Below are 15,951 nucleotides of genomic sequence, written 5' to 3'. Positions count from 1 at the left end.
GGGCGCGTTATCAACAACCTGTGCATAGAGATAAGCATTTACAGATCAGGCGAGGCGTCTACTATCTGAGCAGGGACGATTCAGAGAGAATTGCCGAATGCTCATACATTTTGTCGATATTTTCGCCGTTGGGACATGTTTTTGTATTTTGGCCGATCCTTGCGCGCTATATTCGATATAGATGGTGAGGTCTTGGGTGGCAAACTTGGCTCTTAGAGCTGAGGTGGTCACCGAGCGTGGGCGTGGTTGGAGGCAGGATGGTATTTTCGGCAAGTAATTTTCTTTTCTTCTTCCTGCCTATCGCACTTGCCATAGCTCTTTTTGCCAAGCCCTCTGCCTTTCGGCCAAGCCTGCTCGTTCTGAGCTTGGCATTCTACTATTGGTCGTCAGGGTCGTATGTAATCATACTCATCGCGGATGTAGTCATCGCCTATTTCGGCGCGCTCGCTATCGACCTTTGCAAAAGCGCGCGATTGAGAAATGTAGTTGTCGGGGCGGCAATCGTCCTGCTGGTCGGCATTCTCGTGTTCTTCAAATATCTCGATTTCATAGCGGTGAACGTTGACCTCGCCTCCGGCAGCAATCTGTCGGCGACATTCGCCGGCATAGTCCTCCCCATCGGCATATCCTTCTTTACCTTTCAGGCATTGTCTTACCTGATCGACGTCTACCGCCGCGACATTCCGGCAGAGCGCAGTGTCGTGCTCTTCAGTACGTACTTCACATTTTTTCCGCACCTGATTGCCGGCCCGATCGTGCGGTTCCGCGACGTCGTGGATGATTTTCGAGCGCCGAGAATATCTCTCGAGAACTTCTCCACTGGGGCCACCCGCTTCGCTCACGGCCTCATGAAAAAGGTGATCATAGCCGATGGTATTGCGCCGATCCCCGATGCCATTTTCGCCGCACCCCACGACACCATAGGTTTTGCCACGGCATGGCTGGCGGCCGCGACCTACGGCATCCAGTTGTATTTCGACTTCTCCGGCTATTCCGACATGGCCATCGGGCTTGCCCGCATGTTCGGCATCCGCTTTGCGGAAAATTTTGAGAGACCCTACGCCAGCCGTTCGATCACCGAATTCTGGCGACGCTGGCACATCTCGCTTTCAAGCTGGTTTCGCGACTATCTCTACATCCCGCTGGGGGGAAGCCGGCATGGCAGGATCGCGACCTATCGAAACCTGTTGATCGTCTTCGCGGTAACCGGCCTCTGGCATGGCGCCTCCTGGACGTTTTTCTGCTGGGGTATGTTCCACGGGCTTTTCATCCTGGTCGAGCGCGTGGCCACCGGCACCTGGCCGAAAGTGCTGGAGAAGGGGTGGCTGCGATATGCCTATTTCCTGCCGGTCGTGACGCTGAGCTGGCCGCTGTTCCGCTCGACGTCGCTTGAACAGGCAATGTCTTTGTGGAAGGCGATGGCTTCGCCCGGCGCCGCTGGTGCATTCAGCCTCGATGCGGCTGCGCCAATAGCCACGACCAGCTTGATCGCCCTTGTGGTAGGTGCAGCAATTTACGTTTTGCCCGGCCGGCTTTCGTTCGGCCAGTTGCTGACAAGCGAGACCAGAGGCGATAGGCTGTATGTCACTGGCGCCTGCTACACGGTTGTTGCCCTGATGGTATGTCAGGTGTTGGCGCTGAGCGGTGGCTACACTCCGTTCCTGTATTTCCAATTCTGATGAAAACAGCCAGAAAAATATGCAGCGCAATAGTCACCGCGGCCTTCGTGGTCATCATCGCGTCGCCGCTGTTGGTGCTGGCTGTTCGCGGCGCCGTTGAACCTTATGGTCAGAAGGACTTTACCGCTTTTCCTGCGCCGGAATCTCTGCGGGCAAGTTCAAGCGGCGCTTTCGATCAGCTGGCTTCCGCCCTTCTGGAGCGTTCCTGGTTAAAGCGGTCCGCCATTTCCATTCGAAATGCCGTATTACTCAAAGTCGTTCGCCAATACGACCACAACAACATCGCTACTGGAAGAGACGGCTGGATATACTGGAAAGGCGACTGGTTCGAGGGGAAATGTCAGGAACGGTATAACGTGGAATTGGCTGTCTCACGTATGGATGCCATGATTGACGTCGCCGGTGCTTCCGGCATTGAGATGTATTTTACGATAGCGCCTGATAAGTCGACAGTATATCCAGAATTTCTCGACCCCCACTTTGAAAAATACTGGGCCTGCAAACAGCAGAGTGCCGACCTTCTGCGATCGACGATCAGAGCCAAAGCACCTCGGATTGTTGATCACTTAAGCGCACTGCAGGAGGCAAAAGGACGTTCAAACGGCACCGATCTGTATCGCAAGACAGACACCCACTGGAGCTACTTTGGTGCGGCCATCGCCTTTCGCCAATTGCTCGTAGCGATCTTCCCCGATGGCAACGGGGTGCGGCCGCCAGTACTAGCCGGGAAAATGGCTCAGAATCCGACAGATCTCGAGACGCGTATGCTGCTGGTAGGTAACGGCGAACCCGAAAGTGAGATAGACACCCCGGCGGAAATAGAGGCGCTTTCTTCGTTCAAGCAGGTCGACCAAGCGGTCTCCACCGTAATCTTGCATGATTCGTTCTACAATAAAGTCATAGGCTTGACGCAGCCATTCCGACACGCCGTCGAATACTTTATGGACCTTTCCGATCCACAGGGGATCACGAACGCGGTGCTCGCCAGCCAGCGGCTGATCGTCAGCCGCGTCGAGCGAGCGGTCGTCGATTCGGTGTTGATCGGCCCTCTTTCGTGGTCCAGCACGCTGGGTCAGGCTCTGGTCGCGCGCGACGAGTTGGCTGCTAGGGAATGCAGAGATTTTGCCCCTGCCACCGGTGAGCCGAAGCTTCAAGCTATGGTTGTTGGCGCGAGTGGTTTTCTTGCGACCGCCCCTGATCCACAAATGATAGCCACCGTGCCCGTCTCGGATAGCAGCCGCACAACCCCCTGTGTTCGCCTGCAGCTTACGCTGAACAGCCCAGATGTGTTCGAGATCTTTTTTTCACCACACGGAGGCGAGGATGGAGCTTTTGTGGCCGGCCGGTCGATTCAACTACCCCTCGGTGCTGGCGACCACGCGATTGCGCTGGTTCTGCCCAACTATCTTGCCGGACGCTCCATTCGTATCGACCCAGGAGATTCAGGGCAGCAAACGATCATGAGGGATGTACAGTTTGGTTGGCATTCGAGCGAAGCGACTCCATGATCCTGTTCCTGGGCAGGTCATTTTCGCGACAATGCCGGAACCCTTGACGGTGAAGTGATGGCTACGACGCAGAAAGAGAGAAACGTCAATGTTGAAAGCCAGGGGGATAACGGGAAGAAGGACCGCGGGCATTCAGATCAGCAGTATGCTGGGGAGCGAGCCTAATATATTCTGTGAGGCCCGGTGGAGATATCAGGATCAGTAATTGTCCAAGAACTGCTTGAGGCCTCCGCCGCACTCGGTGAATTAAAGGCAAAAGGAAGGAGTCAACGATGTTGCCAATGAAGGAACCGAGTCACAACAGCCCGCCGGTCCGGTCGTCAAAGGCGTTTGAAGCCAACGATTTTCTGCGCTCCCTCGCCAAAGTATGGGCGGACAGATACTCGGTCACTCCGGAACTTCATGAATATGATCACATTTTCGGCCATCTGGTCGCTCGATTGTCGACAGGCGAGGAAATAAAGTTATTCGAAGCACTGAAGCACTACTTTGAGAATGGCGCCGCCAATGCGCAACAGGTGCGAGAGCTTATGACATCATTGGGCTTGCCCAGGGATGCCAGGGCGCTGGAATTTGCAAGCGGCTATGGTCGCGTGACGCGACATTTGAAGGACCTGAATTTAGTTGCCTGCGACATTCATCCCGAAGCGGTGTCCTTTTGCACTGAGGTGCTGAGTGTTGCGGCTATTCCTTCGGCCAGCATTCCCGAACACTGGAAACCTGGCGAAAAGTTCGATTTCATCTTCGCCATTTCGCTATGGTCGCATCTTCCGGACGGCTTGTTTCAGCGCTGGCTGTCTGCGGTGTGCGCCGCTCTCAAACCGGGCGGGTACCTGATGTTCTCCACGCACGGCGCGCATGCTGCAAGCGTTGTTCCACAACTTGCCGAAGTCATCAGCAATGGCCAACAATATGGCTATCTTGACGGGTCTGATCAGAAGGATCTAGATCCGTCTATCTATGGCTCCACCGTCGTGTTGCCACCATATGTCATCAAGGCGATCTACGATGCCACGAATGCACGCATCGTATCGTTCAAGCCAGCCGAATGGTGGGGCTTGCAGGATGAGTGGGTCGTTAGGGTTCCCTGACCGGCTTCCTCCGGTGATATAAGGCAGCGGGACGGTGATGACCGGCCGCCGCAGCGCGAACTGAGTCCAGTCCATTCGGAGGCGAGCGGATCGGAACGGACAGGGTCGGCCGATCAGACAGGAAGTCGACGATCTTCTTCATCGCTGCTGGCGAGAACGCGTCGTCCCAGTCTGTCGGCCAATTGAAGCGCGAGCCCTGCAGCCGCTTGTCGTATTGATCGACGCGCGAGATGGCGTCCTTGAGCCCGGCGACCACGCCCTCCAGTGTCGGTTCCACCGGGATCAGATTGGTCGAGATATCCCGCAGGCTCTCCGCCGTCTTGTTTTCGAACGTGTTGGTCACGGTCCACATACCGGCCGAGGCCATCTCGAGCGGCACCAGGCTGGGATGCGGCGTCAGCATCAACGAGAGGCCGACATCGTGGTGCGGCAGACGTTGAGTATACGTCTGCAGGTCGGTCTTGGGCATCATCTCCAGAACCACGTCGCGCGTCAGCCTGATCTTGCTGGCGCCGCCGATCGAGCCCATGCCGTAGAATTTCCACTTGTCGGCGTCAAAATCAGGAGAACGAGCTAGCTCTGCAAGCGCCATCATTCCGAGCTCAAACATATTGCGCGCGGCGTGGGCCTCCGGGCGGGCGTAGAAAAGAATGCGCCGCTCGCGATCACGCATGTCGTTTATCGATGGTTTGAATTTCTGAATGGCATTGCGGAATACGGCGTGGTTCTTGTCCGCGCCGGGCTTCGAGAAGACGCCGATCCTGTTCAGCTTGAAAAAATCGCGCAGCAAGGGCGTCGAAAAAAGCTGGAATTGCGGAAAGCGGTAAGACTGCTGGAAAAGCGCGGCGATTGTGTTCATAGGCAGGAAATAGGGTTCATATTCCTGGACCATGAACATGAAACGGTCCTGTCCCAATTCTCGGCTGGCGCGGTGCGCGACATGAGCCCCCCAGCCATTGGTCGCGATGAAGCGATCGTCGGGGCTGACGAACAATTCCTCTTTGCGGTCATGCCGATGCTCGATTTCGATGTCGTCGAACAATCGCTCGATGCCTGGATAGCCCTTGATGCGCTCGCGGGCGAGCGTCATGTCCAACTCCGTACGTTCCATAGTCACGATCCGGACGAGAAAACCTTCCCGGCGCAAGCGAAGCGCCAGGCTGAACATGCCGATATAGCCGCCGAAAATGTATTTGAAGTCGATCGTGGCCAGAAGGATGTTGACGCGCTTTGGCTCGCGGCGCGATACGTGCAACGTCAACGGCTGGATATTGCGAAAAATCCAGTTGTTCTCCATATCTTCGATGCTCAGTATCCCGCCGGCGGCGACGGCCATCGGTAGAGCTTCGGACCCTGTCTTGATCTTGCGGACATATCGCAAGTATTTGGTTTTCCTTAATCGATAGGCGAGATTTCTTGCTCTGGCCCCCAAGGCGGCGTTCATCAGCAGGCCCTCGACGTTCAATGTCGAATGACGCCGCAATATTCTTGAAATTTTCAGACGTATCGGTTCGAAGATACCGGTCGTCAAACGCGGGATTCGGTTGGCCGTCTTCTTGAGGGTGCTCGACATTCCAGGGTTTCGCAGCCGAAGTGTTTCGGCGAATACTGCCTTTTCCAGCGCCCCCGAAAAATCCGCGCGTGCTTGCTGCAGCAAGGTCCTGCCTGCGTCGAGCAGGGCGCGCTTGTTTTTTGCGCCTTTCAGGATGGCTCCTATTGAATAGGAGATCCCGCGGTAGCGCTTGATAACCTGCCCGATAACGTTAGCACCGTGCTGATGGTAATCGTACAGAGGCTCCTCGATATAGGAAATCCCGCCGGCAACCTCGGCGGCAAGCGCGATCCATTGGTCGTGGTAGGCGTCCATCAGCCGCTGCGGAAACGGCAGGATACGGTCTAGGATGTCGCTGCGAAAAAGGCTCGCGGCGCCGGTCACGCTATTGGCAAGGAACAGCGAAAGAAAATCCGTATATTCGTTTTTGCGGTCGGTCCAATATGTGTCGGAGATAACCTCGCGGCCGGTCACGATGCGACAATCGCTGAATGCAAGTTTCTTGCTTTCCGGCAAAGCATGGATGAGCTTCGTCAGTTTGTCGGCATGCCAATAGTCGTCCTGATCCGCCAGTGCGACGAACTCGGCGTTGACGGGCACCAGCGAAAGGCATTCCTCGAAATTGTTGTAGAAGCCTTTGCGTTCCTTGTTTTTGACATAGACGAACCGGCTGTCGTTTTCGATCAGGTCCAGAATGTCGTTGCGGGAGGCTGCGCTGGAACTGTCGTCGGTGATGATGCAGATCCAGTTCCTATGGTTTTGCTCCCGAATCGATCCGATTTGCCGTTTCAGAAGCTCAAGCGGCGGATTGTAAGCCGCCATGCAGATGGCAACCTTGGCCCCTTTGGCAGGCCACTTCACCTTCACCGGACGACGGTTGGCCCCAGGCTGGAACTCGAAGACAGCAAGCGACTGCTCGATCATCTCTCCCGATTTAAGCTCCGCGAGCAGTCGCAGTTCGCGGCTCTCCGGCTCGGCAATCTCCTCGATCGGCAATATCGTGATGAATTCGGAAAACAGGCTGCCGCCGGTCGGATCCTGTGCGGGATGGAAGTAGTGCACGACATCGGGCCGAGCCCAGGAATGGTTCTTGATTTCGTGCTGCCTGGTTCCGTCCAGGACATAGAGCCGCCTGATCGGATTGCCGGGACAGAAAGCCCAACCCTGCAGATACAAAGCAAGCCCCTTGCCGACGTGAAACGAGCGGCTCGACGGAACGTCGAGTCCGCACATAAGCTTGGGATGCCGAGGCGTATTTTCTCTTAAATCTGGCTGCCCGGTTATAGGGATTCCGGCGACCGGAATTTTGGCAGGTAGTGAGTTGTCTTTGTCGGCGACAGGTTCTTTGCGGAAGTCAAAAAACTGCTGGATGCCGAGTTGCCTTACCGCAGCGAACAGGGCGCCGATATTGGCGCTATTCCACCGGTTACTTGTCGTGCGCGATAATACATCTCGTGTATTCGCCAAGTGTCCACCCATCTGCGCGCCGATATTGTTTTTATACCGGTCTATGACATGAGGATCTAGAAAAAATATCGTGCCGCTCCTCGTGCTGTGACGGCAGGGTAGCCATGAGAGCTCAATTTCACAACATGAATTCGAAGCTTGTCTTCATGTTTTATCTTATACTTTTAACAGAATACCGATCTCAGCTTTCAAATCACAGAAATTTGCACATAAATTGGCTTCCACTGTGAAAAGTTATATTTTGTCGTTAATGTCTTGCAATGTAGATCCTCGGCGAATGAACACGAACAACCGCGAAATTCAATTTGTTTGGCGGAAAATATCGTTTTTCCTAGAGGTAGGAATGCGGAGTGGGGGACGAGGCGCCACGCGTCCTTCTCGAAACCTGTTCAAAAGGCCGGCGCGATCCGGGCCGATGGCGGCAAACTCTCCAGTCGCCGCAGTGCCGCTGCCTGCGTCTGCGCTGTCGGATGGACTGGTTCGCCAAACCTGGGACCTGATTTGGCCAGACATGCAGCCCGTGCCGGCAAATGGAAGCAATCCGTGGCCAGCCGCCGTCAGCAATTGGCGCTAATCTCCGGCGAGCCGATCTTCGGCCGAGGGCAGGGTGTCCAATCTCATAAACCTCAAGGCGGTGCTGGTCATCGCGCTCATCTTCATTCCGCTGGAGCGGCTGTTGCCGCTGCATGCGGAGCACTCGTCGGCGCGCGGGCATTGGCCGAACGACGTCGTCTACCTCTTGTTCAACGGCATCATCATCAAGATTGCCCTGATCATCGTCATCGGCACAGCCATGCTGCTGCTGCACCAGCTTGTTCCGGCCGGACTTACGCAGGCGGTGCGGTTGCAACCGGTCTGGCTGCAGGCGATGGAGGTTCTGGTGCTGGCCGATACCGGCTTCTACCTGTCGCATCGCGCCTTTCACGCCGTCCCGTTCCTGTGGCGCTTCCATTCAATCCACCACAGCATCGAGGAGATGGATGGATTGGCTGGCAGCGCACCGCGTCCATCCTGTCGACCAGATCCTGACCAAATCGGCGTCGTTCCTGCCGGTCTTCGCGCTCGATTTTCGACCCCCGCCATACTGATCTTCACATTGGTCTATCAGTGGCAGTCGCTGTTCATCCATTCGACACGCGTATCAGGGTCGGACCGTTGAAATGGCTGCTGGCGTCGCCGCAATTTCATCACTGGCATCATGCCAATGAGCGCGAAGCCTGGGACAAGAATTTCGCCGGGCAGCTGCCCTTTGCTCGACATGCTGGGAGGCACATTGTTCATGCCCGACAGGATGCCGCAGAAATACGGCGCCGATGACCCGGTTCCCTCGCTCTATCATCGGCAGCTTGCCTATCCCTTTGTCGGCGATCAACTCTTTGTCGGCAACACCGAACAGACCGCCCCGTCGGCAAGGCTGGCACAGGCCTCGCCGACGTCTGCCGGCAAGTCCGAGTATCTTTTTGCTGGGCAGGCCCGGTCCCGGCCGTCTCAGACGGCGTAGCCGCCATAACCGTGTGCGACCGGCTTGACCGAGACGGCCGGCTGGACCGCGGGCCAGAGGATGCCTGCCGTGACTGCAAAGGTGATCAGGGCATCGCGTGCGGCCTCGGTCGAGATTTCGCCGGCGCGCGCTGCCTCGCACGCCCGCACGGCCGCGCCATAGCTCAGGCGCCGGCGTGACGGCGGAAATTCGGTCAGGAAATCATGCATCTCGAACAGCGAGGCGAGCATGCGTTTGTGGCCGGCGCCAACGCTAACGGCAACCGGGGTGAAGAACATCGCGTCGTGCATTCTGGCCTCTCTGGATGGGCGGAAGGGCGGCGGCCGCCGCCCTCCGATCGCGGGTTGGACGCCAGAAAACGCGGCTGGCGGCCCGAGGTTCCCTGAGAGATGCCATGACAGGACGATTTGCTCTTGAGGTCGCTCCCTGCCGGCATTCGCGGTTGCGGCTATTTCCACATGCCGCGCATGCGGGCGCCGAGGTCGACGCGGACTTCAGGTCTGTGGCGCGGATCGTCCTTGGCGTGGACGCTTGCCCACGACGTCTGCTCGAAGGCGCCGAGGATCGAGGCCGGGATGAAACGGGTTCGCGAGGCATAGACGTGGCGGTCGCCGCGCGCTGCCTGGCCGTGAGTGAAGAAGCGCTGCGGCGTCACCAGATGCAGGCCGTCCTTGGCCCGCGTCATCGCGACGTAAAGCAGCCGGCGCTCCTCCTCGATGTCTTCCTTGGTGCCGACGCCGAGATCGGCCGGGATGCAGCCATCGACGGTGTTGAGCACGAAGACGTTCTTCCATTCCTGGCCCTTGGCCGAATGAATGGTCGACAGGATCAGATAGTCCTCGTCGCGGTGCGGTGGCCCGGCCTGGTCGCTGGTCGCATCCGGTGGATCCAGCGTCAGCTCGGTCAGGAAGCGCTCGCGCGAAGCATAGCCTGAACCGATCTGCTCGAGCTGCATGAGGTCGGCTCGCCGCGTCGTCGCATCCTCGTGGATGCGCTCAAGATGCGGCTCGTACCACAGCCTGACCTGTTCGAGATCGGCCGGCCATTTCCCCGACCGGGCGCGCAGGCCGGAATAAAGCGCAACGAAGGCTGGCCAGTCCTCAGCCGCGCGTTGCGGCGGCCGGTAGCGGGCCAGTCCCATTTCCTCGTCGAGCGATGTCGCCATGGTCTCGACGATGGTGCTCGCCGCCGAAGGGCCGATGCCGGGCAGCAGCTGCAGCACGCGGAAGCCGGCGACGCGGTCGCGCGGGTTCTCGGCAAAACGCAGCACCGAAAGCACATCCTTTACATGGGCGGCGTCGAGGAATTTCAGCCCGCCGAACTTGACGAAGGGGATGTTGCGGCGCGTCAATTCGATCTCCAGCGGGCCGCTGTGGTGCGAGGCGCGAAACAACACCGCCTGCGATTTCAGCACCGTGCCGGCCTCGCGCTCGGCCAGGATGGCCTGGCAGACATAGTTCGCCTGCTCCGCCTCGTCGCGCACGCTGACCAGTTTCGGCCTTTGGGAGGATTTGCGCTGCGACCAGAGGTTCTTGGTGAAGCGCTCCGATGCCTCCGAGATGACCGCATTGGCTGCCGCCAAAATGGTCTCGGTCGAGCGGTAGTTGCGCTCCAGCATGATGACATCGGCGGCTCGCGCGAATTGTTGCGGGAAATCGAGGATGTTGCGCACTTCGGCGGCGCGAAACGAATAGATCGACTGCGCGTCGTCGCCCACCACCGTCAGTCCGGCGCCGTCCGGCTTCAGCGCCGAAAGGATCGAGGCCTGCAGCCGGTTGGTGTCCTGGTATTCGTCGACCAGCACATAGTCGAAACGCGAGCCGAGATGCGCCGCGATCTCCGGCTCGGCGGCCATCTGCGCCCAGTAGAGCAGGAGGTCGTCGTAATCGAGCACGTTCTGCGCCTGCTTGGCTTCGACATATCGGGCGAACAGCGCCTTCAGTTGTTCGGTCCAGCCGGCACACCAGGGAAAGGCCGAACCCAGCACCTCGCCGAGCGGCGCTTGCGCGTTTACTGCGCGCGAATAAATCGCCAGGCAGGTGCCCTTGGTCGGAAACCGGCTTTCGGTCTTCGAGAATCCAAGCTCATGCCGGGCAAGATTCATCAGGTCGGCGGAATCCTCGCGGTCATGGATGGTAAAGGCGGGGTCGAGGCCGATCGTCAGCGCATAGTCACGCAGCAGCCTGGCGCCGATGCCGTGAAACGTGCCGGCCCAGGCCAGCGCATCGGCGATGACGGACGCGTCTCGGCCCAGCACCTCGCCGGCGATGCGTTCGACCCGCCTAGCCATTTCGGTGGCGGCGCGGCGCGAGAATGTCATAAGCAGAATGCGTCTGGGATCAGCCCCCTTGACGATCAGATGCGCAACCCTGTGGGCGAGCGTGTTGGTCTTGCCGGAGCCGGCGCCGGCGATCACCAGCAGCGGCCCGGCGATCTGGCCGTCGCCATGTTCGACGGCGAGCCGCTGCTCGGCGTTGAGCTTCGCCAGATAGGCGGGCTGCAAGGACGAATCATTGATGGCGATGGTCATCGCCTATCAAGCATCGTTTCCGCTTTGTTCGCAACGGGCGGAAGTCGCCCTTACCGCCGTGGCGCGACACCCGTTGCCGCCGACTGGCGCCGCAAGGCGGCGCGTTCGTCGCCAGGCACCGGCAACGGATCGAAATTGTCGGGCACGTCCTTGATGATCTCCTTGGCGATGCGATAGGTCGCGTAAGCGAAAAGGCCGGTAATGAGCAGACGGATCATGGCGCGATCTCCTTTGGGCAACCAACCTCAGAGCCGCCGTTTGGTTCCAGCCGACGCGGCGTCGTTTGCGAGCGTGCAACCAAAGCCGAACCACCTCGTTGCCTTACGAAGGAGAGGGCAGACCTAGGAGGTCGCCATGAAGAGGCTTCTGATTCTGCTAGCCGCCAGCTTGGCGCTCGCCGCCTGCGACGGCGACATCCAGCCAACCAAAGCCCCGGTGCTCGATCAAACTCCGCAGACGGATTCGGCGCCAAAGCCGGCGGCCAGCGGCGATCAGCCGGCGCAATGATCGTTTTCCGGCGGGAGACGAGAAATGGCTTTCAGGAGAAGAAGGCCGGCGCCGCTTGGGAGGTGAGCTGATAGCGCCGGCCAGGCGGATATCAGGTCCGCCGCAACAACCGAAGATAGCTGAGTCTCTCGCCTGCGTCATGAGGTGGCAGTTTTCGTGCCGGTTCTGCTCGTGCCGTCTGCGCAAAACCAGCTGAAACGGCCGCAAATCCCGCAAGGCCGCGGAAAGAATCCGACCTCAGGCCATCGCCTGCCGCAGCACCGGGCCGCCGGCAATCCCGGCGTCCAACTGGCACTGCGTCAGCGCCGCCTCGGCCATTATCCACTGCTTGAACAGTTCCACCTTGCGCGTGTAGGGCGCGGTGACCGGGCAGACGAAATACCAGCCGGCGGTGTTGGGGTGATGCACGGCAAACGGCGCCACCAGCCTATCTGCGCGGATCTCGCTCGCCATATAGGCGCGGTTGGCGACTGCAAAGCCCATGCCGGCATTGGCCGCCTCATAGGACATCATGCAGGAATCGAAATAGATGCTCTTGGTCTCGCCGAGCACGGAACTCGCGCCGGCAAAACCCAGCCACGACTGCCAGTTCTGCGTGCAGGTGTCGGAATGCAGCAGCGTGAAATGCCTGAGGTCGTCGGGCGTCACCTTTGACGGCGGCCTGTCGCCGAGAACCTCGTGGAACAGCTTCCTGCTGCACACCGGCGTCAAATCCTCCTTGAACAGCAGGTCTGCCTTGAGGTCGGGAAAGCTGCCGTCGCCATAGCGGATCTCGAGGTCGAACTCGGAGGTGGCGAACTCATTGGTGGCGTAGGAGGTCGAGACCCGCATTTCGATTTCGGGATATTGCCGCTGGAACAGCGGCAGGCGGGCAAACAGCCAGCGCGCCGCGAACGTCGGCAGCACCGAAATCTTCAGCACATGTGCCTGCGACTGTCCGGTCGCCTCCATGCTGGCCGCCACGATGCGCTCCAGCGCCTCGCGAACGCGCGACACATAGGTCTCGCCCTCGGGCGTCAGCGACACCGCATTGCCGCCGCGCTGGAAGATCTTGAAGCGCAGCTGTTCCTCGAGGCTTTTGACGCGCTGGCTGACGGCGGAAGCAGTAATAAACTGCTCTTCGCCGGCGCGCGTGAAGTTACGGTGCCGGGCGGCACTTTCGACAATCTTCAGCGAATTGAGGTTGACCTGACTGAGCAGACGCACGCGTTTCGACCTTAAGCTGGGCTTACACTAGCACCAGCATTCCTAATTTTACAGGGGTGGGGAAATTAATTGACAGTTTACCAAGTGATGCCCCCATCCTGGAGAAGTAGAATGAACGCCCATACCATACCTGAACTGCGCTACGCGATGAGCCGAGAAGCCATTATCGGTCATGAGACGGCCTGGAAAGTGTCGGGTTTCGGCGTTGCGCAGTATCTGCATGGCTACGACCCGGCGCTGCTGGCGGCGATCGAAGAGGCGGCGTTGAAGCTCAAGGCCAGCCACGCCGTGCACAAGCACCTCGATCTGACCTTCATCACCGGCGCCGACCGTTTCATCCCGGAGATCAAGGAACTGCTGCATGACAAGCTGCGCCTGGAACGTCTGTCCGACATGATGGGCACCAAGCTCGAGCCCTATCCGCTGTCGATCGTCGGCTCGACCGTCACTTTCATGAATCCCAAGGACGGCGCCGTCGATTGGCATTGCGACGGTGTCCCGGTCACCGAACTCATTCCGCTGTCGATCAGCAATCCGCTGGTCGGCGGCCATCTCGAAATCTACTGCGACGATTCCGAGACCGGCCGCGCCATCCTTGAATCCGGCCGCGAGATTCCGCGCAACCAGGTCATGCGCATCGACCACAAGATGAACTACGCCACACTCGGTCAGTTTCTCGGTGTGCTGCACCGCACCGCGCCGATCCAGCTCGGCTCACGCGTCACGCTGGTCCTCAACCAGCGCTCTGTGGCCAAGCCCTACGTCGACGACAATCGCATGTTCTATCTCGCAGCCGACAATGATCACGATCGCGAATGGGTCAACGAACTGGCCGAAGACGTCTGGACGAACCAGCTGCCGGCCTATCGCCGCTTCGAGGAAGAGCGTCCGGTTGCGGCGGCGACCGATGCGCCGGTCCCGGGCGGATCAAGGGAATCATGGTAGCCAGAGCATAGAAGTGGACGCCTGTTTGGCCGTCGGTAACATCATGGTCGGCGATAAGGACAAGGCACCGTCTCGGCGATTCCGGGGTGGATCGGGCTCGCCGTCGGCCCTGGTCTTCGCCGCCGGCGCGGTCGCCCTGTGGTCGACCAACGCGCTGGTCGGCAAATCCCTGCTGGCCAGCCATCCGGTGTCGCTCGTGCAGTTGCTGCAGTTTTGTGGAGCGGCTCTGGTGTTCGCCGTCATCCATCTGGCGAGCCGGAAGGGGGACACGCAAGACGCAGCCTTTGCCAAGGGTGCTGACGGCACCCTGGCGCCGGTCGCGGTCGGCTTTATTGGCCTGGTCGGCACCATGGTGCTGCAATACATCGCCTTTGCCTCCATGCCGGTGATCGAGGCCAATCTCGTCGCCTACACCTGGCCGCTGATGGTCGCGGCGGCGGTCATCGTGCTGGGCAAGCGGCAACGCCCCGTGCTGCTGGGATTGACTGCCGTGTTCGGCTTTGTCGGCGTGGCGCTGGTGATCTCGGGTGGTCGCGGCCAGCCTTTTCTCCAGGGCAGCATCGTCGGCTATCTCGCTGCCTTCGGCTCGGCGCTGTGCATGGCCTTCTATTCGATTGCGGTCGCCCGCCTGGCCACACCGTCGGAGCGTTTGCTTTTGCCTTCGGCATTGGTCGGCGTCGGCCTGACCTTGCTATGGTGTATTCACGACGGCGCAGCCTGGCCATCCAGCGAGCACCTCCTGCTTGGCCTCTATCTCGGCGCCGGCCCGATGGGGCTGGGATATTATTTCTGGTCGCGCGCCTTGAAGCTTGAAGGCGGCGGCAAGGTTGCGGTCATCGCCTATCTGACGCCGATCGCATCGACGCTGCTGCTGACGCTGTCGGGCGAAAGGCTGACGCTGACCGCGATAGCCGGTGCGGTCCTCGTCATCGGCAGCTGTATTGCGGTGGGCATAGAACGCTCGGAGGCTGAACATGCTTGACGACGATGAACGCCTCGCCAGACAGGAAGCATTCTGGCTGCTCAAGGAGTTCGGCGCCGAGGCGCCGCTCTACGCCGCCATGAAGGCCGAAAAGGCGATAGAGCAAAAAGATTTCGGCCGGTGCGCCCGCTGGAAGCGCATTCTGGAGATACTGGCCGACTCCAAACCTGCCGGGTCCGTGCAGTTGAAATCTGCTGGCGCGAAGTCGGCCGTTTCCAAGTATTAGATTTTCTAATTTGCAACGTTGCAACCTGTTGTGGAAACATCCTCCTGTTCCGATTCTTGATCGTTTATTGAGACTTAGCGACCCGTTGGGGGGTGCAGCTAGGTCGATACATCAAGAGAAGTCTTAAAAAAAGCCGGCAACTTCATGACCGGCGGGAGAAACAGAATTGCACACCATCGACAGCAAGACCGCTATTGAACTGACTGCTGACATCGTCTCGGCCTATGTCGGCAACAATCCTCTCCCTGCGTCCGGCCTGCCGGATCTGATCGCCAGCGTCAGCGCATCGGTGCGCAAGCTGGGCAGCATTGCCGCCGTGGAAAGCCCCGCGCTGAACCCCGCTGTCAATCCGAAGCGGTCGGTGTTTCCCGACCACATCGTCTGTCTGGAAGATGGCAAGAAATTCAAGTCGCTGAAACGCCACCTGATGACCGACCATGGTCTCAGCCCGGAGGAATATCGTGGCAAATGGGGCTTGCCGTCGGACTATCCGATGGTGGCGCCGAACTACTCCGCGACCCGTTCGGCACTGGCCAAGTCCTCGGGCCTCGGCCGCAAGCCGGCCGTTCCGGCCGCCGCGGCCAAGGTGACGAAGCGCAAACCCAAAGCCTGAACCAGGCAGCCTCTGAAAAGTCAGTCTGCTGTTTGCAATGGACGGCGCGCGTAAAGCGCGCCCGCTTAATGCCGTATTGCCCCCCCCCCGCCGGGGTGTTTTAAACAAATACGAGCCCCCCAGACGGGCGGCGATAGGGGTTTG

General features: G+C 59.2%; 15 protein-coding genes. 10 read left to right on the top strand and 5 right to left on the bottom strand.

Annotated elements, in window-relative coordinates:
* Nucleotides 1-257 precede the first annotated feature (257 nt).
* From NKJ18_RS26200 to NKJ18_RS26190, 3 genes are all read left to right on the top strand, one after another.
* The gene (locus NKJ18_RS26200) at nt 258-1,679 is read left to right on the top strand and encodes an MBOAT family O-acyltransferase (protein ID WP_023733885.1); all 1,422 of its coding nucleotides are present in this window, start codon (nt 258-260) and stop codon (nt 1,677-1,679) included.
* A complete protein-coding gene (locus tag NKJ18_RS26195) occupies nt 1,679-3,187 on the top strand; it encodes an alginate O-acetyltransferase AlgX-related protein (RefSeq protein WP_023733886.1) in 1,509 nt (502 codons plus the stop codon). Before NKJ18_RS26200 ends, NKJ18_RS26195 begins: the two co-directional genes overlap by 1 nt.
* Before the next feature lie 272 nt (nt 3,188-3,459).
* Nucleotides 3,460-4,278 carry a class I SAM-dependent methyltransferase gene (locus NKJ18_RS26190; RefSeq protein WP_084013013.1) on the top strand — a complete coding sequence of 273 codons (819 nt, stop codon included), beginning with the start codon at nt 3,460-3,462 and terminating at the stop codon, nt 4,276-4,278.
* On the opposite strand, the gene NKJ18_RS26185 is transcribed toward NKJ18_RS26190, so the two are convergent.
* Complete coding sequence (locus NKJ18_RS26185) at nt 4,265-7,297, bottom strand: rhamnosyltransferase WsaF family glycosyltransferase (RefSeq protein WP_198020832.1); 3,033 nt, start codon at nt 7,295-7,297, stop codon at nt 4,265-4,267. The two genes, NKJ18_RS26190 and NKJ18_RS26185, sit on opposite strands and share 14 nt — an antisense overlap.
* A gap of 607 nt (nt 7,298-7,904) precedes the next feature.
* On the opposite strand from NKJ18_RS26185, the gene NKJ18_RS26180 reads away from it, so the two are divergent.
* Both NKJ18_RS26180 and NKJ18_RS26175 read left to right on the top strand, forming a co-directional pair.
* Entirely contained in the window at nt 7,905-8,456 is a 552-nt protein-coding gene (locus NKJ18_RS26180) for a sterol desaturase family protein (RefSeq protein ID WP_352760417.1), read from the top strand.
* A gap of 120 nt (nt 8,457-8,576) precedes the next feature.
* Entirely contained in the window at nt 8,577-8,798 is a 222-nt protein-coding gene (locus tag NKJ18_RS26175) for a hypothetical protein (protein ID WP_352760414.1), read from the top strand.
* Here NKJ18_RS26175 and NKJ18_RS26170 read toward each other — a convergent pair.
* The 3 genes from NKJ18_RS26170 to NKJ18_RS26160 form a co-directional block, all read right to left on the bottom strand.
* Nucleotides 8,786-9,088 (bottom strand): DUF982 domain-containing protein, encoded by a 303-nt coding sequence (locus NKJ18_RS26170; RefSeq protein ID WP_023670262.1) that lies wholly within the window; start codon nt 9,086-9,088, stop codon nt 8,786-8,788. The genes NKJ18_RS26175 and NKJ18_RS26170 overlap by 13 nt on opposite strands.
* Nucleotides 9,089-9,246: 158 nt before the next feature.
* Nucleotides 9,247-11,328, bottom strand: coding sequence for an ATP-dependent helicase (locus NKJ18_RS26165; protein WP_352760412.1), 2,082 nt, complete (start codon nt 11,326-11,328; stop codon nt 9,247-9,249).
* Nucleotides 11,329-11,378: 50 nt separating this feature from the next.
* Nucleotides 11,379-11,546 (bottom strand): hypothetical protein, encoded by a 168-nt coding sequence (locus tag NKJ18_RS26160; RefSeq protein WP_023684745.1) that lies wholly within the window; start codon nt 11,544-11,546, stop codon nt 11,379-11,381.
* 136 nt (nt 11,547-11,682) lie between these two features.
* Between NKJ18_RS26160 and NKJ18_RS26155 the strand changes: the two genes are divergently transcribed.
* On the top strand, nt 11,683-11,835 hold the full coding sequence (locus tag NKJ18_RS26155; protein ID WP_023693936.1) for a hypothetical protein: 153 nt from the start codon (nt 11,683-11,685) through the stop codon (nt 11,833-11,835).
* A 237-nt stretch (nt 11,836-12,072) separates the two neighbouring features.
* On the opposite strand, the gene NKJ18_RS26150 is transcribed toward NKJ18_RS26155, so the two are convergent.
* Entirely contained in the window at nt 12,073-13,041 is a 969-nt protein-coding gene (locus NKJ18_RS26150; protein WP_023733891.1) for a LysR substrate-binding domain-containing protein, read from the bottom strand.
* Nucleotides 13,042-13,152: 111 nt separating this feature from the next.
* Here NKJ18_RS26150 and NKJ18_RS26145 point away from each other — a divergent pair, with 111 nt between their 5' ends.
* The 4 genes from NKJ18_RS26145 to NKJ18_RS26130 all read left to right on the top strand — a co-directional run bounded on the left by NKJ18_RS26145 (nt 13,153) and on the right by NKJ18_RS26130 (nt 15,807).
* Nucleotides 13,153-13,986 carry a hypothetical protein gene (locus tag NKJ18_RS26145; protein WP_023684748.1) on the top strand — a complete coding sequence of 278 codons (834 nt, stop codon included), beginning with the start codon at nt 13,153-13,155 and terminating at the stop codon, nt 13,984-13,986.
* Nucleotides 13,987-14,011: 25 nt separating this feature from the next.
* Nucleotides 14,012-14,968, top strand: coding sequence for a DMT family transporter (locus NKJ18_RS26140; protein ID WP_245259943.1), 957 nt, complete (start codon nt 14,012-14,014; stop codon nt 14,966-14,968).
* Complete coding sequence (locus tag NKJ18_RS26135) at nt 14,961-15,194, top strand: hypothetical protein (protein WP_023733893.1); 234 nt, start codon at nt 14,961-14,963, stop codon at nt 15,192-15,194. The genes NKJ18_RS26140 and NKJ18_RS26135 overlap by 8 nt, the downstream gene beginning before the upstream one ends.
* Before the next feature lie 166 nt (nt 15,195-15,360).
* Entirely contained in the window at nt 15,361-15,807 is a 447-nt protein-coding gene (locus NKJ18_RS26130) for a Ros/MucR family transcriptional regulator (protein ID WP_023670270.1), read from the top strand.
* The last annotated feature ends 144 nt before the right edge of the window (nt 15,808-15,951 follow it).

This window comes from Mesorhizobium sp. M0217 (assembly GCF_040321955.1).
GTDB lineage: Bacteria > Pseudomonadota > Alphaproteobacteria > Rhizobiales > Rhizobiaceae > Mesorhizobium.
This window is presented reverse-complemented; position numbering and strand designations above follow the sequence as displayed.